This window comes from Streptomyces sp. NPDC047085 (assembly GCF_040643735.1).
Classification (GTDB): domain Bacteria; phylum Actinomycetota; class Actinomycetes; order Streptomycetales; family Streptomycetaceae; genus Streptomyces.
Genome location: NZ_JBEYUW010000008.1, coordinates 249,179 through 275,575, shown reverse-complemented (window position 1 = coordinate 275,575; position 26,397 = coordinate 249,179). Strand labels below are relative to the sequence as shown.

At 72.1% G+C, this 26,397-nt stretch carries 20 protein-coding genes; 15 read left to right on the top strand and 5 right to left on the bottom strand.

The annotated features are described in order from the left end of the window. Window positions 1-47 precede the first annotated feature (47 nt). Window positions 48-3,092, top strand: coding sequence for an AAA family ATPase (locus tag ABZ865_RS26640; protein ID WP_361235457.1), 3,045 nt, complete (start codon window positions 48-50; stop codon window positions 3,090-3,092). A gap of 36 nt (window positions 3,093-3,128) precedes the next feature. Further along, on the top strand, window positions 3,129-3,323 hold the full coding sequence (locus ABZ865_RS26635) for a DUF6191 domain-containing protein (RefSeq protein WP_361235220.1): 195 nt from the start codon (window positions 3,129-3,131) through the stop codon (window positions 3,321-3,323). Window positions 3,324-3,332: 9 nt separating this feature from the next. Here the strand turns inward: ABZ865_RS26635 and ABZ865_RS26630 are convergent, their stop codons facing one another. Both ABZ865_RS26630 and ABZ865_RS26625 read right to left on the bottom strand, forming a co-directional pair. Continuing rightward, on the bottom strand, window positions 3,333-4,565 hold the full coding sequence (locus ABZ865_RS26630; protein WP_361235217.1) for a PQQ-dependent sugar dehydrogenase: 1,233 nt from the start codon (window positions 4,563-4,565) through the stop codon (window positions 3,333-3,335). Window positions 4,566-4,635: 70 nt separating this feature from the next. Next, the gene (locus ABZ865_RS26625; RefSeq protein ID WP_361235214.1) at window positions 4,636-5,634 is read right to left on the bottom strand and encodes an aldo/keto reductase; all 999 of its coding nucleotides are present in this window, start codon (window positions 5,632-5,634) and stop codon (window positions 4,636-4,638) included. Between the two features lie 74 nt (window positions 5,635-5,708). On the opposite strand from ABZ865_RS26625, the gene ABZ865_RS26620 reads away from it, so the two are divergent. The 6 genes from ABZ865_RS26620 to serA all read left to right on the top strand — a co-directional run bounded on the left by ABZ865_RS26620 (window position 5,709) and on the right by serA (window position 15,703). Beyond that, window positions 5,709-6,662, top strand: coding sequence for a 2-hydroxyacid dehydrogenase (locus tag ABZ865_RS26620; RefSeq protein ID WP_361235211.1), 954 nt, complete (start codon window positions 5,709-5,711; stop codon window positions 6,660-6,662). Window positions 6,663-7,065: 403 nt separating this feature from the next. Next, on the top strand, window positions 7,066-10,122 hold the full coding sequence (locus tag ABZ865_RS26615; RefSeq protein WP_361235208.1) for an EAL domain-containing protein: 3,057 nt from the start codon (window positions 7,066-7,068) through the stop codon (window positions 10,120-10,122). A 243-nt stretch (window positions 10,123-10,365) separates the two neighbouring features. Beyond that, complete coding sequence (locus ABZ865_RS26610; protein WP_361235205.1) at window positions 10,366-12,213, top strand: acetolactate synthase large subunit; 1,848 nt, start codon at window positions 10,366-10,368, stop codon at window positions 12,211-12,213. Between the two features lie 22 nt (window positions 12,214-12,235). After that, window positions 12,236-12,760 carry an acetolactate synthase small subunit gene (gene ilvN, locus ABZ865_RS26605; RefSeq protein ID WP_100828389.1) on the top strand — a complete coding sequence of 175 codons (525 nt, stop codon included), beginning with the start codon at window positions 12,236-12,238 and terminating at the stop codon, window positions 12,758-12,760. Window positions 12,761-12,880: 120 nt separating this feature from the next. Continuing rightward, window positions 12,881-13,879 carry a ketol-acid reductoisomerase gene (gene ilvC, locus ABZ865_RS26600; protein ID WP_361235202.1) on the top strand — a complete coding sequence of 333 codons (999 nt, stop codon included), beginning with the start codon at window positions 12,881-12,883 and terminating at the stop codon, window positions 13,877-13,879. Window positions 13,880-14,113: 234 nt separating this feature from the next. Then, window positions 14,114-15,703: a phosphoglycerate dehydrogenase gene (gene serA / locus ABZ865_RS26595; RefSeq protein WP_361235199.1), complete on the top strand. Its 1,590-nt coding sequence runs from the start codon at window positions 14,114-14,116 to the stop codon at window positions 15,701-15,703. An 83-nt stretch (window positions 15,704-15,786) separates the two neighbouring features. On the opposite strand, the gene ABZ865_RS26590 is transcribed toward serA, so the two are convergent. Further along, on the bottom strand, window positions 15,787-17,316 hold the full coding sequence (locus ABZ865_RS26590) for an MFS transporter (RefSeq protein ID WP_361235196.1): 1,530 nt from the start codon (window positions 17,314-17,316) through the stop codon (window positions 15,787-15,789). A 96-nt stretch (window positions 17,317-17,412) separates the two neighbouring features. On the opposite strand from ABZ865_RS26590, the gene ABZ865_RS26585 reads away from it, so the two are divergent. Continuing rightward, window positions 17,413-18,003 (top strand): TetR/AcrR family transcriptional regulator, encoded by a 591-nt coding sequence (locus ABZ865_RS26585; RefSeq protein WP_361235194.1) that lies wholly within the window; start codon window positions 17,413-17,415, stop codon window positions 18,001-18,003. 35 nt (window positions 18,004-18,038) lie between these two features. Further along, the gene (locus ABZ865_RS26580) at window positions 18,039-18,551 is read left to right on the top strand and encodes an FAD-dependent monooxygenase (protein ID WP_361235191.1); all 513 of its coding nucleotides are present in this window, start codon (window positions 18,039-18,041) and stop codon (window positions 18,549-18,551) included. A 130-nt stretch (window positions 18,552-18,681) separates the two neighbouring features. On the opposite strand, the gene ABZ865_RS26575 is transcribed toward ABZ865_RS26580, so the two are convergent. After that, window positions 18,682-19,905 carry a helix-turn-helix domain-containing protein gene (locus ABZ865_RS26575; RefSeq protein ID WP_361235188.1) on the bottom strand — a complete coding sequence of 408 codons (1,224 nt, stop codon included), beginning with the start codon at window positions 19,903-19,905 and terminating at the stop codon, window positions 18,682-18,684. Window positions 19,906-20,071: 166 nt separating this feature from the next. Here ABZ865_RS26575 and ABZ865_RS26570 point away from each other — a divergent pair, with 166 nt between their 5' ends. The 4 genes from ABZ865_RS26570 to ABZ865_RS26555 all read left to right on the top strand — a co-directional run bounded on the left by ABZ865_RS26570 (window position 20,072) and on the right by ABZ865_RS26555 (window position 24,351). Next, a complete protein-coding gene (locus ABZ865_RS26570) occupies window positions 20,072-20,998 on the top strand; it encodes a proline dehydrogenase family protein (RefSeq protein ID WP_361235185.1) in 927 nt (308 codons plus the stop codon). Window positions 20,999-21,037: 39 nt separating this feature from the next. Further along, window positions 21,038-22,669: an L-glutamate gamma-semialdehyde dehydrogenase gene (gene pruA, locus ABZ865_RS26565; protein ID WP_361235182.1), complete on the top strand. Its 1,632-nt coding sequence runs from the start codon at window positions 21,038-21,040 to the stop codon at window positions 22,667-22,669. Between the two features lie 98 nt (window positions 22,670-22,767). Continuing rightward, window positions 22,768-23,613, top strand: a complete 846-nt coding sequence (locus ABZ865_RS26560; RefSeq protein WP_361235179.1) for an alpha/beta hydrolase — start codon at window positions 22,768-22,770, stop codon at window positions 23,611-23,613. Window positions 23,614-23,808: 195 nt separating this feature from the next. Further along, window positions 23,809-24,351: a GNAT family N-acetyltransferase gene (locus ABZ865_RS26555; protein WP_361235176.1), complete on the top strand. Its 543-nt coding sequence runs from the start codon at window positions 23,809-23,811 to the stop codon at window positions 24,349-24,351. Window positions 24,352-24,381: 30 nt separating this feature from the next. Here ABZ865_RS26555 and ABZ865_RS26550 read toward each other — a convergent pair whose 3' ends face one another. Further along, window positions 24,382-25,374, bottom strand: a complete 993-nt coding sequence (locus tag ABZ865_RS26550; RefSeq protein ID WP_361235173.1) for an NADP-dependent oxidoreductase — start codon at window positions 25,372-25,374, stop codon at window positions 24,382-24,384. Window positions 25,375-25,477: 103 nt separating this feature from the next. Between ABZ865_RS26550 and ABZ865_RS26545 the strand changes: the two genes are divergently transcribed. Next, window positions 25,478-26,392, top strand: a complete 915-nt coding sequence (locus ABZ865_RS26545) for a LysR family transcriptional regulator (protein ID WP_361235170.1) — start codon at window positions 25,478-25,480, stop codon at window positions 26,390-26,392. The last annotated feature ends 5 nt before the right edge of the window (window positions 26,393-26,397 follow it).

The following is a 26,397-nucleotide window of genomic DNA, read 5'->3' as shown; positions in this document are numbered from 1 at the left end:
CACCGGGTCTGTGGAAAACCGGTGACCCGCTGTCCGGGCCTCGTGCGATGCTCGGGCCCGTGGAGAACAGGTCCGTCAGTCCCGTGTTCGTCGGCCGCGCCGCCGAGTTGGACACCTTGAACGACGCGCTCGCCCGCGCCGCCGCGGGCGAGCCGCAGGCGCTGCTGCTCGGCGGCGAGGCGGGGGTCGGCAAGACCCGCCTCGTCGAGGAGTTCGGCACGGCCGCCGCCCGCCGCGCCGCCGTCGTCGCCGTGGGCGGCTGCGTGGAGATCGGCGCCGACGGGCTGCCCTTCGCCCCCTTCTCCAGCGCGCTGCGCGCCCTGCGCGACGCCCTGCCCGAGCAGTTCGCCGCGGCCGCGACCGGACAGGAGGAGGAGCTGGCCAGGCTGCTGCCCGAGCTGGGCGAGGCCACCAGCAGCCGCCACGACGAGCAGGGCATGGCCCGTCTGTTCGAACTCACCGCCCGGCTGCTGGAGCGGGTCGCCGCCGAGCACACCGTCGTGCTCGCCCTGGAGGACCTGCACTGGGCCGACGCCTCCACCCGCCACCTGCTCGCCTATCTCTTCCGCACCCTGCGCACCGGCCGGCTCCTGGTCCTCGCCACCTACCGCTCCGACGACATCCACCGCCGCCACCCGCTGCGGCCCCTGCTCGCCGAACTCGACCGGCTGCGCACCGTCCGCCGGATCGAACTCGCCCGCTTCACCCGCGAGGAGGTCGGCCGCCAGATCGCCGGCATCCTCGCCACCGAACCCGACCCCGCCCAGGTCGACGACATCTTCGAACGCTCCGACGGCAACGCCTTCTTCGTGGAGGAACTCGCCGTCGCCGCCTGCGAGGGCTGCTGCGCCGGACTCACCGACTCCCTGCGCGACCTGCTGCTGGTGCGCGTCGAGGCGTTGCCCGAGAGCGCCCAGCGGGTCGCCCGGATCGTCGCCGAGGGCGGCTCGACGGTGGAGTACCGGCTGATCGCCGCCGTCGCCGGGCTCGCCGAGGACGACCTCATCGAGGCGCTGCGGGCCGCCGTCGGCGCCAACATCCTCACCGTGACCCCGGCCGGCGACGGCTACCGCTTCCGGCACTCCCTGGTCCGCGAGGCCGTCGCCGACGACCTGCTGCCCGGCGAACGCTCCCGGCTCAACCGGCGCTACGCCGAGGCGGTCGAGGCCGACCCCACGCTCGTCCCCGCCGACGCCCGCGTGATGCGCCTGGCCACCTACTGGTACCACGCCCACGACCCGGCCAAGGCCCTGCCCGCCGTCCTGGACGCCTCCGTGGTGGCCCGCCGCCGGCACGCCTACACCGAGCAACTCAGGCTCCTGGAGCGGGCGATGGAGCTGTGGGACGCCGTCCCGGAGGCGATCCGCTCCGCCCTGCGGCCGCTCGACTACGCCGAGCTCTACCCCCCGTGCGGCTGCGACCCGGCGACCACCCCGCTGCGCTACCTGGACCTGATGGCGGAGGCGGCGATCGCCGGCCGCTTCGGCGGGGAACGCGAACGCGCGCTGAAGATCACCAAGCGGGCGCTGCGGCTCCTGGAGGACGAGCCCGACCCCCTGCGCGCCGCCTGGTTCTGGGTGCAGCGCTCCCGTCTGGTCCAGGCGCAGGCCCGGGGCGACGGTTGGCAGGAACTGGCCACCGCCCAGGACCTGGTGCGCGGTCTGCCGCCGTCCGAGGTGCACGCCGAAGTGCTGGCGCAGGCCGCCAACTGGTCCATGCTGCACCGGCCAGGACCCGAGGCCCTCGCCGCCGCCGAGCGGGCCGTGGAGTACGCGCGCATGGTGGGCGCCCACGAGATCGAACTGCACGCGCGCCTCACTCTCGCCTGCCTCATGGTCGACGCCGGCGACGTCGAGTCCGGGCTCGCGGAGCTGGGGCAGGTCAAGGAGGACGCCCTGGCGGCGGGCGTGAACCAGGTCGTCGGCCGCGTCTATGTGAACCTGCCGTCCGAACTGCAGGCCGTCGGCCGCGACCGGGAGGCCGAGCCGATCCTGCGCGAGGGCATCGCCTTCACCCGGGCGCACGGGCTGCTCGACCCCGAGGCGTGGGTGTGGGGCAACCTCTCCGACGCGCTGTACGTGCTCGGCCGGTGGGAGGAGGCCGCGGAGGCCGCCGCCCACGCGATCCGCATCGGCCACAGCGCCAAACCCCAGGGCGCCGGCGCCCTGCGCCTCGCCCATCTCGCCCTCGCCCGCGGCGACATCGCCGAGGCGGGCCGCCAACTGACCGCCGCCCGCGCGCGGTACGGCACCCACGACCCGATGCCCCAGCAGCGGCTGCCCCTGGCCCGGGTCACCCTCGGGGTCGCCGCCGAGGAGGGCCGGATCCTCGACGCCCGCGCCGAACTCGACAGGGCCCTGGAGGCCGGCTTCCCGCCCGGCACCCAACGCTACGCCTGGCCCCTGCTGCTGGCCGCCGCCACCGCCGAGGCCGACGCCCGAGCCCTGCCCGCCGCCGACCCCGGCCGCGCCGAACTCCTCGGCCGCCTCTTCGAGGCCGTGCGCACCCTCACCACCAGCGCCCCGCTGTGGCAGGCCTACGACCGGTGGACCCGCGCCGAGCTGCAGCGGGCCGAGGGCCAGGACACCGGCGACACCTGGTCACCCGTGGTCACCGCCTTCGAATGCCTGGACCGCCCCTACGACCTCGCCCGCGTCCGCTACCGCCTCGCCGGGGCGCTGCTGGCCGAGGGCGGCGAGGACGAGCGCGACCGTGCCGTGGAGCTGCTGCGGCTGTCCGGAGCGGTCGCCGACCACCTTGGTGCCCGGCCGCTGGCCGATGCCGTCGCCCGCCTGGCCCAGCGCGCCCGCCTCACCCTGACCCGCGCCCCACGGGGTGCCCTCGCACCCGCCGACCCGGTCGAGGCCCTCGGCCTCACCAGCCGGGAGCGGGACGTCCTGCGCCTGGTCTCGGCCGGCCGCACCAACCGGCAGATAGCCGGGGAACTCTTCATCTCCCCGAAGACCGCGAGCGTCCACGTCTCCAACATCCTCGCCAAACTCGGCGTCTCGGGCCGGGGCGAGGCGGCGGCGCTGGCCCACCGGCTGGGGCTGTTCCCGTCCGAATCCGTCACTGCGCCGGCTTCAGGCTGAGCCGTACGCTGGAGTAAACCGGCAGGGGGAGCAGCCGTGTTCAACGCCTTCGAGGAAGTGTTCGCGCCGAGCCGCAAGCACACCCACGACGAGGAGAACCGCCTGGAGCTGACCCGGGAGGACGTCGGGGACAACGATCCCGGGCGGGGACCCATCGATCTGGCCTCGGGAAAGGTCGTCGTACGCCGTCCCGCGCCACCCACCGCAGAGGAGGAACCCGGGGGCGAGTGAGCCGGAGGGCTACTTCACCCGCACCTCCAGCACCCGGTCGTCCCCCTTCTTCGGCTTGCCCCGGCCGTCCGTGTTGCTGGTCACCAGCCACACCTTGTCGTCGCCCGCCGCGACCACCGTGCGCAGGCGGCCGTACTCGCCGGTGAGGAAGGGCTGGGGGGCCGCCGAGGCCTTGGTGCCCCGCAGGGGGATGCGCCACAGGCGTTGCCCTTTCAGGGAGGCCATCCAGATCACGCCGTGGACCCAGGCGATGCCGCTGGGGGAGGCCTCGTCGGTGTGCCACTGGGCCAGCGGGTTGTGGAAGCCGGGGGCGGAGGACGTGCCCTCGGCGTCCGGCCAGCCGTAGTTGTCGCCCGGCTTGATCGCGTTCAGCTCGTCCCAGGTGTGCTGGCCGAACTCCGAGGCGAACAGCCGCTGTCGGTCGTCCCAGGCCAGGCCCTGGACGTTGCGGTGGCCGTAGGAGTACACGGGGGAGTTGGGGAAGGGGTTGCCCGGGGCCGGAGCGCCCTCCGGGGTCATTCTGAGGATCTTGCCGCCCAGGGACTTCTTGTCCTGCGCCAGACCGCGCTCGCCGCTCTCGCCCGTGCCGGCGTAGAGCATCCCGTCCGGACCGAAGGCGATCCGGCCGCCGTTGTGGATGAAGCCCTTGGGGATGCCCTTGAAGACCGTGTCGGGCGCGCCCAGTTGCTCACCGGCCGGCTTCCGCTCGTCGTACAGCATGCGCACGATGCGGTTGTCGGAGGCCGAGGTGAAGTAGGCGTAGATCATGTGGTCCGAGGCGTAGTCGGGGGACAGGGCGATGCCCAGCAGGCCCCCCTCGCCGGCCGGGGAGACCCCGGAGACCGTGCCCAGCTCGGTCTTCTTACCCGTCTTCTCGTCGATCCGGACGATCGTGCCGTCGTCGCGCGAGGAGACCAGCAGGCTCCCGTCGGGCAGCGGCGCCAGCCCCCAGGGCGTCTTCAGGCCCTCCGCCACCGTGCGCAGCACCGTCACCGAGCCCTTGGCGGGCGGGGCCGACTCCGTGGCACCCGGGGCGGGAGCGGTGCCGGTGCCCGACGCGGTACCTCTGGACGCCGTCGTCCCGTCGTGGCCGGGGAACTCTCCGCCGCCGGAGGAGCAGCCCGCGGTCAGCAGGAGCGCGGTCACGGCCAGTACGGCCGGTACGGCTCGACGTCGTCGCACGGTCACGGTCCCTTCGCAGCGGCTGCCGGCGGCTGTCACAAGCCGGCTTCTCCCTCTCATACACCGCTCGTCCCGCTCGGGTTCCCGGTTCACGGAAACCGCATGCGGCCCGCTCCGGGACGCCCGCGCCTCAGTCCCAGGAGCCCTGGGCGGCCGGCAGTGCCGAGACCTCCGCCAGGTCCTGCGGGGTCAGCCGCAGGGCGGCCGCCGCCGCGTTCTCCCGGGCCCAGCGCTCCTGCTTGGCGCCCGGCACCGCCACCACGTGCCGGCCCTGCGCCAGCACCCACGCCAGCGCCACCTGCGCCGGCGTGACGTCCTCGCCGTGGCGGCGGGCGACGCGGCGCAGACCGGCGACGATCGGCTGGTTGGCCGCCATCATCTCGGCCGTGAAGCGGGGGTGACGGGCGCGCACGTCGTCCGGCTCGAAACCCTCGCCGGGGGTGAGCGTGCCGGTCAGGAAGCCGTTGCCCAGCGGCATCGCCGCGAGGAAACCCACGCCTCGCGCCTCGCACCACGGCAGCAGCGCGTCCAGCGCCTCCGGCGACCACACCGAGAGCTCCGCCTGCACCGCGCTCACCGGGAAGACCTGCTGCACCCGCTGCAGCTGGCGCAGCGTCGTGTCGTGCAGCCGACCGCCCGAGCGGCGCCCGCCGCGCGCGCCGACCGCGCACAGGCCCAGCGCCCGCACCTTGCCCGCCCGGACCAGCTCGGCCATCGCGCCCCAGGTCTCCTCGACCGGGACCTCGGGGTCGGCGCGGTGCAGCTGGTACAGGTCGATCACGTCCGTCTGCAGCCGCCGCAGCGAGGCGTCGCAGGCCCGCCGCACATAGCCGGGGCGGCCGTTGGCCACGATGTGCTGCTCGCCCACCAGCAGCCCCACCTTCGTCGACACGAAGGCGTCCGCGCGCCGCTCCTTCAGCGCCCGGCCCAGCAGCAGCTCGTTGGTGAACGGGCCGTACATGTCCGCCGTGTCCAGGAGGGTCGAGCCCGCGTCCAGCGCCCGGTGCACGGTCCTGAGCGACTCCTCGCCCCGCTGCCGTGAGCCGCTGTACGCCCAGCTCATCGGCATGCACCCGAGTCCGACGGCCCCCACCGCGAGCGCCCCCGCGCCGATCGTCCTGCGCTCCACCTGCCCGTGAACCTCCCTCTCCTGGTCCCCAACCTAACCTCTGCGCCCCGAGGCCCTGACATAGCCTCCATGGCATGACTGCTGATGTGTGGCTTCCCATCCCGCCGGAGGAGATCGAGGGGCTGCCCGAGGGGCCCCGCTACCTGTTCTGGGACGGGGGCGCGGACGGCTCCCAGGAGTTCCCGGGCGACCCGGCGGACTGCGTCCTGTACGTGGTGCCGTACATGAAGCCGTATCCGGTCAAGGTGCGCCCGCTGGAGCGGCTGACGGGCGTCCGGGTCATCCAGACGCTCACGGCCGGCGTCGACGACGTCACCTCGCAGCTCTCGTCCATCGTGCCCGGCGTGCAGTTGTGCAACGCGCGCGGTGTGCACGAGGCGAGCACGGCCGAGCTGGCGCTCACGCTGACCCTCGCCTCGCTGCGCGGCATCCCCCAGTTCGTGCGCGCGCAGCAGGAGGGGCGCTGGCAGACCGGGTTCCACCCCTCCCTCGCCGACCGGAGCGTGCTCATCGTGGGATACGGCGCCATCGGTGCCGCCATCGAGGACCGGCTCGCGCCGTTTGAACTCGCGCGGGTGGCGCGCGTTGCGCGCTCCCGGCGTGCCATGGCGCGCGGTCCCGTGCACCCGCTCACCGAATTGCCCGCACTGCTCCCGGACGCGGATGTCGTGATCCTCTCGACGCCCCTCACGGACGAGACCCGGGGCCTGGTGGACGCCGAGTTCCTCGGCCGGATGAAGGACGGCGCGCTGCTCGTGAACGTCGCCCGGGGCCCCGTCGTCGACACCAAGGCGCTGCTCACGGAGCTGGAGAGCGGACGCATCACCGCGGCCCTCGACGTGACCGATCCCGAGCCGCTGCCGCCGGGACATCCCTTGTGGCGGGCGCCCGGCGTGCTCATCAGCCCGCACGTCGGCGGACCCAGCTCGGCCTTCCTGCCACGCGCCAAGCGGTTGCTCGTTGACCAGTTGAACCGGTTCGTGAACCACGAGCCCCTGCGGAACGTGATCCTGACAACGGGGACCTAGTCCTCCCCACTCTCGGCTTCGCTCGAGCGGGGGCCCCACCGGCACCCTCCGCAGTCCCCCGGATGCGGCGTGTGTCCACTCCTCCTTTGATCGTCACGGAGCGTAGAGAAGCTATGTCCCTGAGTGACGATCCTGGTGTATCGTCCCGACAGGGGCTGCGCCGCCGACCGTTCGGCGCCGGGGATGGACATTCAGATCTGTGAGGGGGGCGACGGGCGATGCACGGCCTATGGACGAACGATCCGACGCGGCGGAGCCGCCGACGGCGGCCCTGGCGCACGGCCACGCGCAGACGCGGCCACCACACGACCCATCACAGCCACCACCGCAGGCACGCCAGCCGCAGGAGGCATGCGCACCGGGCCCCACGGGACCCGGGAGCGCCCCGGACCGGGAGGCCCCGGTGAACGCGCCGACCTCCCTGACGACCACGCTCGACGGAGCGCTGCGCGCACCCCGGTCGAAAGGCGCGCCGCCGACCCGTCCGCCGTCCGCCGGCGACGGATCTCGGCTGGCCCAGCAGCTCACCCTCGCGCTGATCTGCGCGGCCTACGCCGTCGGATCCGCCTTCGACTGGGGCTCGCAGGAAATCGCCCTGTTCATGGGCGACTTCGGGCTGAGCGCGGCGGCCGGCACCGCCGCCGTCTCCTGCTTCCTGTACGCCCGCAGCCCGCGGGTCCGCTTCCGCCCGGCCTGGCTGCTGTTCGCGCTGTCCTCGGCGATGGCCGCCCTGGGCAACGCGGTCTGGGGCTGGTACGAGGTCGTCCTCGGCCGGTCCGTGCCCAGCCCGAGCTACGCCGACCTGTTCTTCCTGTGCTTCGCGCCGCCCGCCATCGTGGGCCTGCTGGTCCTCGCCAAGCGGCCGGTGAGCAGGGCGGGCTGGATCTGCCTGGCGCTGGACGCCTGGCTGATCGGCGGCTCGCTGCTCACCCTGTCCTGGAGCCTCGCGCTCGCCCAGGCCGCCAAGTTCGACGGCCCGAGCGTGGCGCACACCGCGCTGTCGCTGGCGTACCCGCTGCTCGACATCGCGCTGGTCAGCATGGTGCTCGCGCTGCACTTCCGCCGCAGCCCCGGCAACCGCACCGCGGTGAACACCGCGATCGGCGCGCTCGCCCTCACCGTGATGTGCGACGCGCTGTTCACCTCGCCGCTGCTGCACAGCAGCTACCGCTCCGGACAGCTGCTGGACGCGGGCTGGTTCGCCGGTTCGCTGCTGCTCGCCTACGCCCCCTGGGCCGCCCCCCGGCGCCCGGGAGAGCGGGCCGCCGACCGGCACGCACCCGACGGGCACACGCGCGTGGTCCACGAGCACGTGCCGGGCCAGCGCAGCGCGTCCGCCGGGCACCTGCACGTGCCCGCGGCGGGCGGCGACCACGGCCGCTACCCGGCCGGCCGTCCGATCACCGGCTCCCTCGCCGCGCTCACCCCGTACCTCGCCGCCGCCGTGTGCACCCTGGGCATCCTGTACAACGTCCTCAACGGCCGCAGTCCCGACCACGTGGTGCTGATCACCGCGGGCGCCGTCGTCCTGGCGCTCGTCATCCGCCAGGGCATCATGCTGCTGGACAACATCACCCTCACCCAGGAACTGGCGCAGAAGGAGAACCACTTCCGCTCCCTGGTGCAGGGCTCCAGCGACGTCATCATGATCGCCGCGCCCAACGGCATCCTCCGGTACGTCTCCCCGGCCGCCGCCGGGGTCTACGGCCGGCCCGCCGAGGACCTGGTGGGTACGGAACTGGCCGGTCTCATCCACCCGGAGGACCTGGGCTGCGTGGTGCACGAGGTGCGCCGCTTCCTCGCCGCCAGCCCCCTCGAGGAACCCACCACCCGCATCGAGTGCCGCTTCCGCTCCGGCGACGGCGGCTGGCTCAACGTCGAATCCACCGTCAACCGCCATCACGGCGGCCTCATCTTCAACAGCCGGGACGTGACCGAACGCGTGCGCCTGCAGGCGCAGCTCCAGCACAACGCCGAGCACGACCCGCTCACCGACCTGCCCAACCGCGCCCTGTTCACCCGGCGCGTCCAGCAGGCACTGTCCGGCCGCCGCGCCACCGACCGGGGCGCCGCCCTGCGCGGCACCGCCGTGCTCTTCATCGACCTGGACGGCTTCAAGGCCGTCAACGACACGATCGGGCACCAGGCCGGGGACGAACTGCTCGTCCAGGCCGCCCGCAGACTCCAGGACGCGGTCCGGCAGGGCGACACCGCCGCCCGGCTGGGCGGCGACGAGTTCGCGGCCCTGATCGCCGGGGACGGCAGCCGTGACCGTGCCGCCCGGGAGCGGAACATCCTGGAGCTCGCCGACCGCCTCAGGACGACCCTCTCCCAGCCGTACGCCATCGAGAGCAACGACGTGAGCAACGACGTCCGCGTCAACGCCTCCATCGGCGTCGCCTTCGCCGAGCCCGGCCTCGGTGCGGGCGAGCTGCTGCGCAACGCCGACCTCGCCATGTACCGGGCGAAGGCGGCCGGCAAGGGCCGCGTCGAGCTGTACCGGCCGCAGATGCAGCAGGACGTCGTCCGCAAGGCGGAGCTGGCCACCCGGCTGCGGGCCGCGCTCCACGACGGCGAGTTCGCGCTGCTCCACCAGCCGGTGGTGTGCCTGGAGAACGGCCGGATCACGATGGTCTCCGCGCACGCGCGCTGGCGCTCCTCCCAGGGCGTGCTGTTCACACCGGCCGAGTTCCTGCGGGTGACCGAGGACGGCGACAAGACGGCGGAACTGGAGCGCTGGATACTCCAGGAGGCCGTGGAGGAGGCCGCCGAGCGGTCCGCGGGCGGACTCGTCGTACCGGTGGCCGTCCGGATGAGCGCCCGGCGGCTGCTGGACCGCTCGATGCCGCTCGGCTCCGTCGAGGCGCTGCTGACCCGGCACGGGCTGCCGCCCGGTTCGCTGGTGGTCGAGCTGTCCGACACCGACCCGAGGATCCCCCTGGACGAGCTGGAGCGGCGTCTGACCGCGCTGAGCCGGCTCGGGGTACGGATCGCGCTGGACGGCTTCGGCAACGGCCACGCGGCCATCACGGCCCTCAGAAGGCTGCCCGTGGACATCCTCAAGCTCGACCGGGGCCTGGTCGAGGGCGTCGTGGAGTCCGCGCGGCTGCACAAGATCACCAGCGGGCTGCTGCGCATCGCCGCCGATCTCGGGCTGCAGTCGGTCGCCGAGGGCGTGGATCTGCCGGAACAGGTCGTCGCACTGCGCGCGATGGGCTGCGCACACGGGCAGGGCTTGGCGTTCGCGGGGCCGCTGGACGAGTACCGCCTGCGCCGGGCGCTCGCATCCGGCCACTATCCGGTGCCGCAGGCACCGGCCGAACCGGCCTTCGCGGGCGGCGTCGGTGAGCGCGCCATGCAAAGGGGCGCCGCAGGGGTGTACACAGGGGGTGTGTCCGCTGTCTTCGGAGGTGGAAGTGCCCTTCGCTCACATAATGAGACTCCCGTCCCACCCACTTGACACGTGGTGCGCGTCGGGGGGAGGGTCAGTGCCATGCGCACCCGAATTCTCGTACTTGGAAAGCGCGTCGGCTGAGCTGGGACTCACCGGAGGACGATCCGGAATCCCCAGCGACCACACCGGCGCGCTCCCCTCGCTTGCCTTGCGGCACGAGGGGTTTTTTGTTGCACGAGCGCCCCTCGTGCGGCGCTCCAACTCCGCCCGAACCTCGCAAAAACCCTCAGCATCGAGAAGAGAATGCCGATGACCGAGCAGGCCACCGGGGCCCATCCGCAGCCGCGGCCCCGTTCCGGAGGACAGCAGTCCACGCCCGTCGAGCACGTCACGGGTGCGCAGTCCCTCATCCGCTCCCTCGAGGAGGTCGGCGCTGAGACGGTATTCGGCATTCCCGGCGGCGCGATCCTCCCCGCGTACGACCCGCTGATGGACTCCACCCGGGTCCGCCACGTGCTGGTCCGGCACGAGCAGGGCGCCGGCCACGCTGCCACCGGCTACGCGCAGGCCACCGGCAAGGTCGGCGTCTGCATGGCGACGAGCGGCCCCGGCGCCACCAACCTGGTCACCCCCATCGCCGACGCCCACATGGACTCCGTGCCGCTGGTCGCGATCACCGGCCAGGTCGCCTCCAAGGCGATCGGCACGGACGCCTTCCAGGAGGCGGACATCGTCGGCATCACGATGCCGGTCACCAAGCACAACTTCCTGGTCACCAAGGCCGAGGACATCCCGCGGGTCATCGCGCAGGCGTTCCACATCGCCTCCACCGGCCGCCCGGGCCCGGTCCTGGTCGACATCGCCAAGGACGCCCTCCAGGCGAAGACCACCTTCTCCTGGCCGCCCACCATGGACCTGCCCGGCTACCGCCCGGTGACCAAGCCGCACGCCAAGCAGATCCGCGAGGCCGCCAAGCTGATCACCTCCGCCAAGCGGCCCGTCCTGTACGTCGGTGGCGGCGTGCTCAAGGCGGGGGCCACCGCCGAGCTGAAGGTCCTCGCCGAACTCACCGGAGCGCCCGTCACCACCACCCTGATGGCGCTCGGCGCGTTCCCCGACAGCCACCCGCTGCACGTGGGAATGCCGGGCATGCACGGTGCGGTCACCGCCGTCACCGCGCTGCAGAAGGCCGACCTGATCGTCGCCCTCGGCGCCCGCTTCGACGACCGCGTCACCGGCAAGCTGGACAGCTTCGCCCCGTACGCCAAGATCGTCCACGCCGACATCGACCCGGCCGAGATCGGCAAGAACCGCGAGGCCGACGTGCCGATCGTCGGTGACGCCCGCGAGGTCATCGCCGACCTGGTCCAGGCCGTGCAGAAGGAGCACAGCGAGGGCAACAAGGGCGACTACACCGCCTGGTGGAGCGACCTGAGCCGCTGGCGCGAGACCTACCCGCTCGGCTACGACCAGCCCGAGGACGGCTCGCTCGCCCCGCAGCAGGTCATCGAGCGCATCGGGCAGCTCGCCCCGGAGGGCACGATCTTCGCCGCGGGCGTCGGCCAGCACCAGATGTGGTCCGCGCACTTCATCCAGTACGAGAAGCCCGCCACCTGGCTGAACTCCGGCGGCGCCGGGACGATGGGCTACGCGGTCCCGGCCGCGATGGGCGCCAAGGCCGGCCGTCCGGACCGTACGGTCTGGGCGATCGACGGCGACGGCTGCTTCCAGATGACCAATCAGGAACTGACCACCTGCGCCCTGAACAACATCCCGATCAAGGTCGCCATCATCAACAACGGCGCCCTCGGAATGGTCCGCCAGTGGCAGACCCTCTTCTACAACCAGCGCTACTCCAACACCGTGCTGCACAGCGGCCCGGACGACATCAACCCGGAGGCCCGGGGCACCCGCGTGCCGGACTTCGTGAAGCTGTCCGAGGCGATGGGCTGCGTGGGTCTGCGCTGCGAGCGGCCGGAGGACCTGGACAAGGTCATCGAAGAGGCGAACTCGATCAACGACCGCCCCGTCGTCATCGACTTCATCGTCCACGAGGACGCGATGGTGTGGCCGATGGTCGCCGCCGGCACCTCCAACGACGAGATCATGGCCGCCCGGGACGTCCGCCCCGACTTCGGCGACAACGAAGACGACTGAGCGAGAGAGACGTAAAAAGACCATGTCCAAGCACACGCTCTCCGTCCTGGTGGAGAACACCCCGGGCATCCTGGCCCGGATCGCCGCCCTGTTCTCCCGTCGCGGCTTCAACATCGACTCGCTCGCGGTGGGTGTCACCGAGCACCCCGACATCTCCCGCATCACCATCGTGGTGGGCGTCGAGGACCTGCCGCTGGAGCAGGTCACCAAGCAGCTCAACAAGCTCGTCAACGTGCTGAAGATCGTCGAGCTGGAGCCCGGTTCGGCCGTTCAGCGCGAACTCGTTCTGGTGAAGGTGCGCGCCGACAACGAGACGCGCTCCCAGATCGTGGAGATCGTCCAGTTGTTCCGCGCCAAGACCGTCGACGTCTCCCCGGAGGCCGTGACCATCGAGGCCACCGGATCCAGCGACAAGCTGTCCGCCATGCTCAAGATGCTGGAGCCGTTCGGCATCAAGGAGCTGGTCCAGTCCGGCACGATCGCGATCGGACGCGGCGCGCGTTCGATCACGGACCGCTCGCTGCGCGCGCTCGACCGGTCCGCATGACGCCGTGTCCGGTCGGCCGGGACGACTCGCGCCGACCGGATACCGAGACCGTCAGACTTCCCTTCCCCTCACCGGCATACGGTGGGACGCAACACCAGCACTCCAAGGAGAGAACCCAAAGTGGCCGAGCTGTTCTACGACGCTGACGCCGACCTGTCCATCATCCAGGGCCGCAAGGTCGCGGTCATCGGCTACGGCAGCCAGGGCCACGCCCACGCCCTGTCGCTGCGGGACTCGGGTGTCGACGTCCGCGTCGGTCTGCCCGAGGGCTCCAAGTCCAAGGCCAAGGCCGAGGAGCAGGGCCTGCGCGTGGTGACTCCGGCGGAGGCCGCGGCCGAGGCCGACGTCATCATGATCCTGGTGCCGGACCCGATCCAGGCCCAGGTCTACGAGGAGTCCATCGCCCCCCACCTGAAGGACGGCGACGCGCTGTTCTTCGGCCACGGCTTCAACATCCGCTTCGGCTTCATCAAGCCCCCGGCCGGTGTGGACGTCGCCATGGTCGCCCCGAAGGGCCCGGGCCACCTGGTCCGCCGTCAGTACGAGGAGGGCCGCGGCGTTCCCTGCATCGCCGCCGTCGAGCAGGACGCCTCCGGGGGCGCCTTCGCGCTGGCCCTGTCGTACGCCAAGGGCATCGGCGGCACCCGCGCCGGCGTCATCAAGACGACCTTCACCGAGGAGACCGAGACCGACCTGTTCGGCGAGCAGGCCGTCCTCTGCGGTGGCACGGCCGCGCTGGTCAAGGCCGGCTTCGAGACCCTGACCGAGGCGGGCTACCAGCCGGAGATCGCCTACTTCGAGTGCCTGCACGAGCTGAAGCTGATCGTGGACCTCATGTACGAGGGCGGCCTGGAGAAGATGCGCTGGTCCGTCTCCGAGACCGCCGAGTGGGGCGACTACGTCACCGGCCCGCGCATCATCACCGACGCCACCAAGGCCGAGATGAAGCAGGTCCTCGCCGAGATCCAGGACGGCACGTTCGCCCGCAACTGGATGGACGAGTACCACGGCGGTCTGAAGAAGTACAACGAGTACAAGCAGCAGGACTCCGAGCACCTGCTGGAGACCACCGGCAAGCAGCTGCGCAAGCTGATGAGCTGGGTGAACGAGGAGGCGTAAGCCTCACGTCAGGGGGTCGGGGCATGCTGCTCCGGCCCCTTTGGCCATCCCGTCCAGCCCCGGACGGGTGATCCTTCCGCAGAGGCGCAAGACGGTCTCCGTCGCGCTACTAGACTGCTGCACAACATACGCGTCAGGCCCACAGCGTCGTGCGTCTTCCGCGGCTAGCCCCCCTCCTCCGCCTGCGGCCGTCGGGACGGCCGTCCGCATGCTTTGGACTTGTGAGGACCTCACGTGAGCTCGAAACCTGTCGTACTCATCGCTGAAGAGCTGTCGCCCGCGACCGTCGACGCACTCGGCCCGGACTTCGAGATCCGGCACTGCAACGGCGCCGACCGAGCCGAACTGCTCCCCGCCATCGCCGACGTCGACGCGATCCTGATCCGATCCGCCACCAAGGTCGACGCCGAGGCCATCGCCGCCGCGAAGAAGCTCAAGGTCGTCGCCCGCGCCGGCGTCGGCCTCGACAACGTCGACGTCTCCGCCGCCACCAAGGCCGGCGTGATGGTCGTCAACGCCCCGACCTCCAACATCGTGACCGCCGCCGAGCTGGCCTGCGGTCTGATCCTGGCCTCCGCCCGCAACATCCCGCAGGCCAATTCCGCGCTGAAGAACGGCGAGTGGAAGCGCAGCAAGTACACGGGCGTGGAGCTGGCCGAGAAGACCCTCGGTGTCGTCGGCCTCGGCCGCATCGGCGCCCTGGTCGCCCAGCGCATGTCCGCCTTCGGCATGAAGGTCGTCGCCTACGACCCCTACGTGCAGCCCGCGCGGGCCGCGCAGATGGGCGTCAAGGTGCTCTCCCTGGACGAGCTGCTGGAGGTCTCCGACTTCATCACCGTCCACCTGCCGAAGACCCCCGAGACGCTCGGGCTCATCGGCGACGAGGCGCTGCGCAAGGTCAAGCCGAGCGTGCGCATCGTCAACGCCGCGCGCGGCGGCATCGTGGACGAGGCGGCGCTGTTCGCGGCGCTGAAGGAGGGCCGGGTCGCCGGCGCCGGCCTCGACGTGTACGCCAAGGAGCCCTGCACCGACTCCCCGCTCTTCGAGCTGGACCAGGTCGTCTGCACCCCGCACCTGGGCGCCTCCACCGACGAGGCCCAGGAGAAGGCCGGCATCGCCGTCGCCAAGTCGGTGCGCCTCGCGCTCGCCGGTGAGCTGGTCCCGGACGCGGTGAACGTCCAGGGCGGTGTCATCGCCGAGGACGTCAAGCCGGGCCTGCCGCTCGCCGAGCGCCTCGGCCGCATCTTCACCGCGCTCGCCGGTGAGGTCGCGGTCCGCCTGGACGTCGAGGTCTACGGCGAGATCACCCAGCACGACGTGAAGGTGCTGGAGCTGTCCGCGCTCAAGGGCGTCTTCGAGGACGTCGTCGACGAGACGGTGTCGTACGTCAACGCGCCGCTGTTCGCGCAGGAGCGTGGGGTCGAGGTACGGCTGACCACCAGCTCCGAGTCCGCCGACCACCGCAACGTGGTGACGGTGCGCGGCACGCTCGGCACCGGCGAGGAGGTGTCGGTCTCCGGCACGCTGGCCGGTCCGAAGCACGTGCAGAAGATCGTCGCGGTCGGTGACTACGACGTCGACCTCGCGCTCGCCGAGCACATGGTCGTCCTGCGCTACGAGGACCGTCCCGGTGTCGTCGGCACCGTCGGCCGCATCCTCGGCGAGGCGGGCATCAACATCGCCGGCATGCAGGTCGCGCGTGCGGCCGCGGGCGGGGAGGCGCTGGCCGTGCTGACCGTGGACGACACGGTGGACTCCGCCGTCCTGGCCGAGGTCGCCTCGGAGATCGGCGCGACGTCGGCTCGCTCGGTGAACCTCGTCTAGCGGCTTTTCATCGACACAAAGCGCCGGGCGGGCTGAGGAGATCTCAGTCCGCCCGGCGCTTTTGTCGTATGCCCTGCTTCTCGCTACTTCTCGCTCACGTCGATCTTCCGCAGGGTCACCGCCGCGAGGGCCGCTGCCCCCGCCAGGATCACCGCCCCGGCGATCGCCACGCCGTGCATCCCGCTCGTGAACGCCTCCCGGGCCGTGCTGAGCAGGGCCGCGGCGGTGCGGTCGGGCAGCCGGGCGGCCGTGGCCAGGGCGCCGCCCAGGGTCTCGTGGGCCGCTGCCGGGGCCGAGGACGGCATCTCGTGGCGGTAGATCGCCGTACCGATCGAGCCCAGGACCGCCATGCCGAGGGCGCCGCCGAACTCCGTGCCGGTCTCCAGGAGCGAGGAGGCCGTGCCCGCGCGCTCCACCGGGGCCGTGCTCATGGCCAGGTCGGTCAGCTGGGACATCACCATGACGACTCCGGAGGCGAGGACACCGGCGGCGACCAGCACCAGCCAGAGGGAGTCGGTGCCGGTGAGGGCGAGCAGGGCGTAGCCGACGGAGGAGACGGCGAAGCCGCTCGCGACGACATGGCCGCGGCGCACGCCCCGGGCGACGAGCGCCCCGGTGACCGGCCCGGCGACCCCGATCAGCACCGACGGGAGCAGGCTCCACAGCGCGGCCGCGAGCGGGCTCTTGCCGAGCACCGACTGCAGGTACTGCGTGGTGAAGATCGCCGAGCCCATCATGCCGAACGCGGAGATCAGGGTCAGGACCAGCGCCGGGGTGAAGCCGTGGCCGCGCAGCAGGGCCGGCGGGATCAGCGGGGAGGCGCTGGTGCGCTGGCGGTGGACGAACAGCGCCGCGAAGAGCAGACCGACCGTCACCGAGACCACGTACTGCGGGTGCCAGCCCTCGGAGGGGATCTCCTTCAGGCCGTAGATCACGGGGAGCACGGCGGCCATCGACAGGGGCACGCTCAGCCAGTCGAAGCGGCCGGGGTTCGGGTCCTTCGACTCCGGCAGCAGCACCGGCCCGAGGATCAGCAGCAGCGCCATCGCGGGCAGGTTGACCAGGAAGACCGAGCCCCACCAGAAGTGCTCGACCAGGATGCCGCTCATGACCGAGCCCAGCGCGATACCGCCGGTCATCACGCCCGACCACAGCCCGATCGCCTTCGCCCGCTCGCCGGGGTCGGTGAACATCGTGCGCAGCAGAGCCATGGTCGACGGCATCAGGGTGGCGCCGCCGATGCCGAGGATCGCGCGGGCCGCGATCAGGGTCTCGGCGCTGTCCGCGTAGGCCGCGAGGACCGAGGCGGCGCTGAAGGCGGCGGCGCCCATCAGCAGGAGCTTGCGGCGGCCGATGCGGTCGCCGATCGAGCCCATCGTCATCAGCAGGCCGGCCAGCACGAAGCCGTAGATGTCGAAGATCCACAGCTGCTGGGTGCCGCTCGGCCGCAGGTCCGCGCTGATCGCGGGGGCCGCGAAGTACAGGACGGACACGTCCATCGAGACCAGCAGCAGCGGAAGCATCAGCACGCCGAGAGCGGTCCACTCACGGCGTCCGGCGCGGGTGGTGGCGGGCGGGGGTGTGGTCGGGGTGGTGCTCGTCGGGTTCGTCATGCCAAGGAATGTACGCACGTCTTAAACGCTTGTCTAGAACGCATGTATAAGTCATGCGTCTAGGACGTCTGTATGGATCGGCGGTAGGGTGGGTGCATGGGACACCGTGAGGATCTGCTCGAAGGCGCCAAGCGCTGCCTGCTCCAGAAGGGGTTCGCGCGGACGACCGCGCGCGACATCGTGAAGGAGTCCGGGACCAACCTGGCCTCGATCGGCTACCACTACGGCTCGAAGGACGCGCTGCTCGCGCAGGCCTACGTGGCGCTCGTGGAGAACGTCTCCGAGGCCTTCAGCTGGGGTGGTCCCGAGATCGAGGGTGCTCCCGGTTCACTGGAGCGCTTCCGCTGGGTGTGGTCGAACATCGTCGACACCATGCGGGAGCCCGGCTCGGTCTGGCGGCTCAGCATGGAGGTCATGACCATCGAGCTGCCCGAGGTGCGCGAACACCTGGCCCGCGCCCAGCGGGAGGGCGGACGCGGCCTGGTGGCGCTGCTGATGGGGGTGCCCGAGGAGGAGGTCTCCGACGAGACGGCGGACACGCTCGGCCGCTTCTATCTGACGCTGATGACCGGGCTCATCGCCCAGTGGACCTTCGACCCGAAGACCGCGGCCGACGGGGACGCGCTCACCGAGGGGCTGCGCCAGATCATCGAAGCGGCGGGCACCGCGCAGCCGGGCCCGGCCTGATTGCGGCCGGTCGCGGGGCGCGCGAGATGGGAGACGTGGAGGTACTGATCGTCGGCGGTGGGCCGGTCGGGCTCACCGCCAGGGCGCTGCTGGCACGCTGGGGCGTACGCACCCTGACGATCGAGAAGCACCACGAGCTGTCGCCCTTTCCCCGGGCCCGGCTGGTCAACGTGCGCTCGATGGAGATCTTCCGCCGGCTCGGTCTCGCGGCCCAGGTCGCCGGCTGCGCCGAGCCGGGCCGTCGGCTGCCGCACCTCTGGCTCGCCCCCGACCGCTCCACGCTCGACGCCGTCTGCGAAGGGTTCACCCTGCTCACCCTCGCCCCGGACCCCACCCGCTGGCGGCAACAGGACACCACCCCCTGGCCGCTCCGCGTGGAGCCCCTTCCCGGGCGGCACACCGACCTCTGCGGCCTCGATCCGCACGGAGCACTGCTCGTCCGGCCCGACGGTCACATCGCCGCCCGCTGGCGCGGCCGCCCACCGCACGACGCCACCCTCCGGCACGCCCTCACCGCGATCACCGGCCTGGCCGGCCCGCCACGGTGACCCGCCGCGACCACCCCTCCGCAGCGACCCACGACGATCACCGGCCTGGCCGGCCCGCCACGGTGACCCGCCGCGACGACCTTCCGCAGTGACCCGCTGCAGTGACCCGCCGCGACGACCTGCCCGACGCCTACAGCCGGGCCCGTTTCAGCGCCATGTGCAGCAGCAGGCGGTCCTCGCCGTCGTCCAGGTCGAGGCCGGTCAGTTGCTCCACGCGGGACAGGCGGTAGTACAAGGTCTGCCGGTGGATGCCCAGCGCGGCGGCGGCGCGGCCGGCCTGGCCCGCGCGGTCGAGGAAGACCTCGGCGGTGCGCGCCAGCTCCTGCTGGGCGGGGGAGAGGAGCGCGCCGAGCACCGGGTCGTGCGCGGACTCCGGGGGCAGCGCGGTCAGCAGCCGGTACGGGCCGATGCCCCGCCACTCGGCGACCGGCCCGAGCCGCGGCTCGGCCAGCGCGGCGCGCGCGGCGGCGGAGGCCTCCTGCCAGACGGTCCCCAGCTCGACCAGCCCGATGCGCGGTTCACCGACCCCGGCGGCGGGCCCGCCCTTGGTGCCACGGGCGCCACGGCTGCCCTCCGCCTCCTTCAGCAGCCGTGCCGCCGCCGTCATGGCAGGGGTCGCCACGTCCGCCGAGCGGAGCCGGACCAGTACCGCGAGGCTCTGGGCGGTGGCGCCCCACGGCACCGTGCACAGGGCCGTGGCGTGCGGGACCGTACGGGCGGACGGGGCGTCGTCCGGGTCGGCCGAGGGCCAGGGGGCCAGGCAGACCAGGGTGTGGGGACCGTCCGCCCGCGCGCCGAGCGCCGTGCGGAGTTCGGCCACCGCCATGTCCTGCTGCCAGCCGCGCTCGGCCGTGAGCACCGCCCGCAGCTCCCGGCTCAGCCCGGCACCGGCCTGCGCCTCGTCGGCCAGCAGCGCGCCGATGCGGCCCGTGACCTGCATGGCGGCGGACAGTTGCGCGTCCGTCGGACCCGGATCGTCGGCCAGCAGCCAGACGTAGCCGAGGACGACACCTCGATGGCGTACCGGCAGGCAGATCCGGCCCCGGTAGACGCCCGCCTCCGGGGTCGGCGGGATCCGCACCGGCCCGGTCGCGCGCGTGATGCCGAACCCCTCGAACCAGGTCCGCACCGCCGCCGTGGAGCGCCGGGTCAGGATCGAGCGGGTCCGCACCGGGTCCAGCTCCGAGGGATCCAGCTCGCCCTCGCTGTCGTACGCCCCGAAGGCGATCAGTTCGAAGTCCCGGTTCTCCAGGGTCGCCGGAGCGCCCAGAAGCTCCGAGATCTCGTCCACCAGCTCCTGGTAGTCGCCCTTGAAGGCCTTGAAATCCGCCGCCACCCGGGCATTCTCCCTCATTTTCCGGCGGCCTTCATACATCTGTCTGAGATCTGATGCGCGGATGCGTGACAGCTGTCCGTGGCCGACGATCGGAGAGATCCTTAGGTTTCACGGTGGTTCTCCGTGCCGTACCCGAATCGTCGGTTGTCGGCCGTCTCTGGTGCTTTTGTTGTGGAGGTGCCCCGTGCTGGGTCCCGTGATTCTCGCCGCGTCGCGCAGCGACCGGATGCGACGCCTGATCTCGGCGGCCCCGGTGACCAAGCAGGTCGTCGACCGCTTCATCCCCGGCGAGACCGTGGCCGACATCGTCCCGATCATCAAGGAGCTGACGGCCAAGGGCCTGGAGCTGACGATGGACGTCGTCGGCGAGGACATCACCACTCCCGAGCAGGCCACCGCCGCCCGGGACGCCTACCTGCAGCTGATCGAGCACCTCAAGGAGCTCGGACTCGGCGAGAAGGTCGAGATGTCCGTCAAGCTGTCCATGTTCGGACAGGCCCTCCCCGGCGGTCACGAGCTGGCCCTCGCCAACGTCCGCCCGGTCGTCGAGGCCGCCGCCGCCATCGGTACGACCGTCACGCTCGACGCCGAGGACCACACCACCCTCGACTCGATGTTCGCCATCCACGAGGAACTGCGGAAGGACTTCCCGCAGACGGGCTGCGTCATCCAGGCCTACCTCTTCCGCACCGAGGCCGACGCCCGCCGGCTCGCCGCCGCCGGCAGCCGCGTGCGCCTCGTCAAGGGCGCCTACAAGGAGCCCACCGAGGTCGCCTACCAGCAGAAGCACGAGATCGACAAGGCCTACGTGCGCATCCTGAAGACGCTGATGGAGGGCGAGGGCTACCCGATGATCGGGTCCCACGACCCGCGCCTGATCGCCATCGCCCAGGAACTCGCCCACCACGCCGGTCGTAAGCTCGACGAGTACGAGTTCCAGATGCTCTACGGCATCCGCAGCGAGGAGCACCTGCGGCTGGCCGCCGAGGGCCACCGCATGCGCGTCTACACCGCCTACGGCACCGACTGGTACGGCTACTTCATGCGGAGGCTGGCCGAGAAGCCGGCGAACCTGCGCTTCTTCCTCCGCTCGATGGTCAGCAAGGGCTGAAACCGAACACCCGCTCACGTACAAGGAGTCAAGGATCTCATGGACGCTGTGACCCAGGTCCCCACCCCCGTCAACGAGCCGGTGCACGGCTACGCCCCCGGCTCGCCCGAGCGCGCCCGCCTGGAGGCCAAGCTCAAGGAGCTGGCCGAGAACCCGATCGACCTGACGATGACCATCGGCGGCGAGAAGCGGATGGGCGGCGGCGAGGCCTTCCAGGTCGTCCAGCCGCACAACCACAAGGCCGTCATCGGCACCGGTCGGCACGCCACCCGGCAGGACGCCCAGGACGCCATCGACGCGGCCCTGGCCGCCGCGCCGGCCTGGCGCGCGATGTCCTTCGACGACCGCGCCGCGATCATCCTGCGCGCCGCCGAGCTGCTGGCCGGCCCCTGGCGCGAGACCATCGCCGCCTCCACCATGCTGGGCCAGTCCAAGACCGCCCAGCAGGCCGAGATCGACACCCCCTGCGAGCTGGTCGACTTCTGGCGCTTCAACGTCCACTACGCCCGCCAGATCCTCGCCGAGCAGCCCCCGGCGAACTCCCCGGGTGTCTGGAACCGCCTCGACCACCGCCCGCTGGAGGGCTTCGTCTACGCGATCACGCCGTTCAACTTCAGCGCCATCGCGGGCAACCTGCCCACCGCGCCCGCGCTGATGGGCAACGTCGTGGTCTGGAAGCCGTCCCCGACCCAGACCCACGCCGCCGTGCTGCTCATGCAGCTGCTGGAGGAGGCCGGTCTGCCCAAGGGCGTCATCAACCTCGTCACCGGCGACGGCATCGAGGTCTCCAAGGTCGCGCTGGAGCACCGCGACCTCGCCGGCATCCACTTCACCGGCTCGACCAAGACCTTCCAGTACCTGTGGAAGACGGTCGGCAACAACATCGACAAGTACCGCTCCTACCCGCGTCTGGTCGGCGAGACGGGCGGCAAGGACTTCCTGGTCGCGCACCCGAGCGCCGACCGCGCCGTCCTGAAGACCGCCCTCACCCGCGGCGCCTTCGAGTACCAGGGCCAGAAGTGCTCGGCCACCTCCCGCGCCTACATCCCGGCGTCCATCTGGAACTCGGGCTTCAAGGAGGAGTTCGCGGCCGAGGTCGACTACCTGACCATGGGTGACGTCACCGACCTGTCGAACTTCATCGGCGCCGTGATCGACGAGCGTGCCTTCGCCAAGAACAAGGCCGCCATCGACCGCGCCAAGGAGGACCCGACCTGCACCATCGTCGCGGGCGGCACCTACGACGACTCGGTCGGCTACTTCGTCCGCCCGACCGTCATCGAGTCCACGGACCCGGAGAACGAGATCTTCCGCACCGAGTACTTCGGTCCGGTCCTCGGCATCCACGTCTACGAGGACGACAAGTACGACGAGATGCTGGAGCAGATGGAGTCGGTCTCCGACTACGCCCTGACCGGCTCGGTCATCTCCAACGACCGTGCTGCCGCGGCCTACACGATGGAGAAGCTCCGCTACGCGGCGGGCAACTTCTACATCAACGACAAGTCGACCGGCGCCGTCGTCGGCCAGCAGCCCTTCGGCGGCGGCCGCGCCTCCGGCACCAACGACAAGGCCGGCGCCCCCCAGAACCTGCTGCGCTGGACCCTGACCCGCGCCATCAAGGAGACCCTGGTCGCGCCGACCGACTACACCTACCCGCACATGGGCTGATCAGCCCCGCGATCCCGGGCCGGGAAGCCTGACCTTCGAACAGGCTTCCCGGCCCGTTTCCAATCTCCGGCCGTTCCCCCGGCCGTCACACTGGTCCCATGACGGTGACGACCGATGACGGTGTACGGCTGTGGGCGGAACGTTCGGGTGGCGCCGGTGACCCGTTGGTGCTGTGCCACGGCGGGCCGGGCCTGTGGGACATGTTCGGTGACGTGGCCGGGCTGGTCGCGGAGATCACCCCGGTGATCCGCTGGGACCAGCGCGGCTGCGGGCGGTCCGAGCGGTGCGCGGGGCCGTGGACCAGCGAGCGGTTCGTGGCCGATCTGGACGCCGTACGACGGCACTTCGGGCTGGAGCGGATGGCGCTGCTCGGCCACTCCTGGGGCGCCCAGCTCGCGCTCGGCTACGCCCTGGCCCACCCGGAGCGGGTGAGCACGCTGGTGTACGTGTCCGGGGTCGGCATCGGCCCGGACGCCGACTGGCACCCCGCCTACCGGGTGGCCTTCCTGTCGCGGCTCGCCGACCATCCCGAACGCCTCGCTCGCTGGCGGGAGTTGAGCGGCCTGCCCGAGCGCACGGAGGAGCAGGAGCGGGAACTGGCCGTGCTGCGGTGGTCCGTCGAGTTCGAGGACCGGGACGGGGCGCTGGAGCCCGCGAGGCGGATGGCCGAGCCGTGGTTCCCGGTCAACGAGGCGTGCGCCACGGCCCTGAACGACGAGCGCAAGCGCAGCTGGGGCACGCCCGAGCTGTACGCCGCCTGCCAGGACCTCGACGTGCCCGTCCTGATCGTCGACGGAGCCCGGGACATCCGCCCCCGCACCGCCGTCGACTCCCTCGCCGAGGCCCTGCCCCGCGCCCGCCGGGTGATCCTGCCGGACGCCGGGCATCTGCCGTGGGTGGAGGACCCCGGGGGCTTCCGGAGCGCGGTGGCGGGCGCGTTCTAGGGGGTGTCGTTTGGATCAGGCCGGCTCCGGCCGACCGCGCCTCCTGGCGGACCCGAGCGGGGTCTGGTGCGTGCAGCTGCAAGGCGGAGGAGGGAGTCGACGCGGAGCGTCGGCGACCGACGACAACGCCGCAGATGTGCGTGCCAGGGCCCGCGACGCCGGGATGGTCCAAACGACACCCCCTAGCCTGGGGGCATGACGCCGCGCCTGCGTACCGCCCACACCGCCGAGCTCGACTCCGCCGAACTCCGTTCCGTCCGCAGCCTGTTGGACGCCGCCTTCGACGGGGGCTTCGGCGACGAGGACTGGGACCACAGCCTCGGCGGGCTGCATGCCCTGATCCACGACGGCGACGGACTCGCCGCCCATGGGTCCGTCGTGATGCGGCGGATACGGCACCGGGGGCGCTGGCTGCGCACCGGATACGTGGAGGCCGTCGCCGTACGCGCCGACGCGCGCCGGACCGGGCTGGGCGGGCAGGTGATGGCGGCCCTGGAAGGGATCATCGACCGGGCCTACGACCTCGGCGCGCTCTCCGCCAGCGAGGACGGTGCCCCGCTCTACACGGCCCGGGGCTGGCAGCGGTGGGGCGGGCGCGTGTGCGGCCTCTCGCCGGACGGGATCGTCCGCCTGCCGCAGGAGGAGGGGGGCGTCCATCTGTGGCCCGTCCGCGCCGGGCGGCCGCTCGACCCGGAGCACGAGCTGGTCCTCGACTGGCGGGACGGGGACATCGCCTGACGAAGTATCAGGCGCCCGCACCAGGTTGCCTCACGCCTTGCGGACCACGATCTTGCCCGTGTTGCCGCCGCGCAGCATCAGCAGGAACGCCTCCACGATCCGCTCGAAGCCGTCCACCACCGTCTCGTCCGGCGCGAGCGCCCCGCTGCGCAGATGCGGTACGGCGAAGTCGTACAACTCCTCCTGCACGTCACGGTAGTCGCGCACCAGGAAGCCCTCGACGCGCAGGCTCTTCTCCACGACGTCCGCGTGGTCGAAGACGACGGGCGGCGCGTCCGGGGTGTTGTACTGGCTGATCGTGCCGATCCGCACCACCCGGCCCCGCTCGCGCAGCGCGCCCATGGCAGCGCCGAGGTGGTCGCCGCCGACGTTGTCGACGAAGAGGTCGATGCCGGTGGGGGCGGCCGCGGTGAGGAGTTCGGAGACCGGGGCGGTGTGGTAGTCGAAGGCGGCGTCGTAACCGACCTCCTCCGTCAGGTACTTGACCTTCTCCGCCGAGCCCGCGCTGCCGATCAGCCGGCCCGCGCCGAGCAGCCGGGCGAAGCGGCCGGTGGCCGTGCCGACCCCGCCCGCCGCGCCGGAGACGAACACGTCGTCTCCCTCGCGCAGCCGGGCGATCCGGGTGAGGCCGACGTACGCCGTCAGGCCGGTGCCGCCGAGCACGCTCAGGTGGGCCGACAGCGGCACGCCCGGGTGGTGCGGGAGCCGCCGCACCTCCTCGGGGCCCACCACGGCGTGGGTGCGCCAGCCCTGCCGGTGGAAGACGATCTCGCCCTCGGGCAGCGCCGGGGTGCGCGACGCGACGACCCGGCCCAGGGTGCGGCCCTCCAGCGGGGCGTTCAGCTCGAAGTCGCCGTCCATCATCTCGCGGTGGTACGGGTCCACCGACCAGTACAGGTTCTCCACCAGGGCCGTGCCCGGGGCCGGCTCGGGGACGGGGGACTCGGCGAAGCGGAAGTGGGCGGCGGTGGGGAAGCCGGCCGGGCGGGCGGTCTGCTGCACGGTGAGCGCGGTCTCGGTCATGGCAGGGACCGTAGAAAGGAATGCCGGGGCCGGGCAGAGGGTTGGGCTCATGGAACGCGGTGATCCATGAGCCGCCCTCATAGCAGCAGGTGGGAGACCCCGAGTGACAGCAGCCGACCTCGCCCCGCAGGAGCTGAGGACCCTGGTCGCCGTGGCCGACGAGGGCGGGTTCTCCGCCGCGGCCGCCCGGCTCGGGACCACCCAGTCCGCCGTGTCCCACGCCGTGCGCGGTATCGAGCGCAAGCTCGGTGTGGTGCTGTTCGAGCGCGGCCGGTTCGGGGCCCGGCCGACACCGGCGGGGGAGCGGGCGGCGGCCCACGCGCGGCGCGTGCTGCGGATGCTCCGGGCGCTGGCCGCCGACGCCCGGGGCGCGGACACCGGCGAGATCAACGGGCCGCTGCGTGTCGCCGCGTTCCGCAGCGCGGCCCTGCACCTGCTGCCGCCCGCCCTGGAGCGGCTCGCGAAGCGGCACCCGGGCATCGAGGTGAGCGTCACCGTCGTACGGGAACTGGGGGCCGGCACCGCGGGCGAGGTCGCCGAGGGCCGTGCCGACCTCGGCATCGCCACCCTCGGGGACAGCGCGCCCGTGCCCGCGGGTCTGGTCGGCGATGTGCTGCTGGAGGAGCCGTACTCCCTGGTGCACCCCGCCGGACACCCCGAGCCGCGGGCGCTGCCGCTCGTCGACTGGACGGAGAACTGCGGCTCCTACACCCGGGACTGGTGGGCCGCCCAGGACTGGATCCCGGCCGCGACGGTCCGCGCCGAGGACGACGGAGCGGTGCTGGCGATGGTGGGCAGCGGTCTCGGCATGGCCATCATGCCCGCGCTCTCCCTCACCGGAGCCCCGCCCTCCGTGCACATCGCCGACCTCGGCCCGCGGCGGCCGTACCGTCGCGTCGGCTATGTGACCACCCCGGAACTGGCCGCCACCACGGCCGTGCGTGCGCTCGTCCGGGAGCTGCGCGCCCTCCGGCCCCGACCCAAGGAGTCGGAAAAAGCGCAGGTCACAGGGGTGTGACGTAG

Excerpts from the sequence above, each read along its gene's own strand:
- ABZ865_RS26575 (WP_361235188.1), bottom strand. The coding sequence starts at position 19,905 with ATGAGGGAGAATGCCCGGGTGGCGGCGGATTTCAAGGCCTTCAAGGGC.
- ilvN (WP_100828389.1), top strand. The coding sequence starts at position 12,236 with ATGTCCAAGCACACGCTCTCCGTCCTGGTGGAGAACACCCCGGGCATC.
- ABZ865_RS26590 (WP_361235196.1), bottom strand. The coding sequence starts at position 17,316 with ATGACGAACCCGACGAGCACCACCCCGACCACACCCCCGCCCGCCACC.
- ABZ865_RS26640 (WP_361235457.1), top strand. The coding sequence starts at position 48 with ATGCTCGGGCCCGTGGAGAACAGGTCCGTCAGTCCCGTGTTCGTCGGC.
- ABZ865_RS26610 (WP_361235205.1), top strand. The coding sequence starts at position 10,366 with ATGACCGAGCAGGCCACCGGGGCCCATCCGCAGCCGCGGCCCCGTTCC.
- ABZ865_RS26560 (WP_361235179.1), top strand. The coding sequence starts at position 22,768 with ATGACGGTGACGACCGATGACGGTGTACGGCTGTGGGCGGAACGTTCG.
- ABZ865_RS26630 (WP_361235217.1), bottom strand. The coding sequence starts at position 4,565 with ATGAGAGGGAGAAGCCGGCTTGTGACAGCCGCCGGCAGCCGCTGCGAA.
- pruA (WP_361235182.1), top strand. The coding sequence starts at position 21,038 with ATGGACGCTGTGACCCAGGTCCCCACCCCCGTCAACGAGCCGGTGCAC.
- ABZ865_RS26550 (WP_361235173.1), bottom strand. The coding sequence starts at position 25,374 with ATGACCGAGACCGCGCTCACCGTGCAGCAGACCGCCCGCCCGGCCGGC.
- ABZ865_RS26620 (WP_361235211.1), top strand. The coding sequence starts at position 5,709 with ATGACTGCTGATGTGTGGCTTCCCATCCCGCCGGAGGAGATCGAGGGG.
- ABZ865_RS26555 (WP_361235176.1), top strand. The coding sequence starts at position 23,809 with ATGACGCCGCGCCTGCGTACCGCCCACACCGCCGAGCTCGACTCCGCC.
- ABZ865_RS26585 (WP_361235194.1), top strand. The coding sequence starts at position 17,413 with ATGGGACACCGTGAGGATCTGCTCGAAGGCGCCAAGCGCTGCCTGCTC.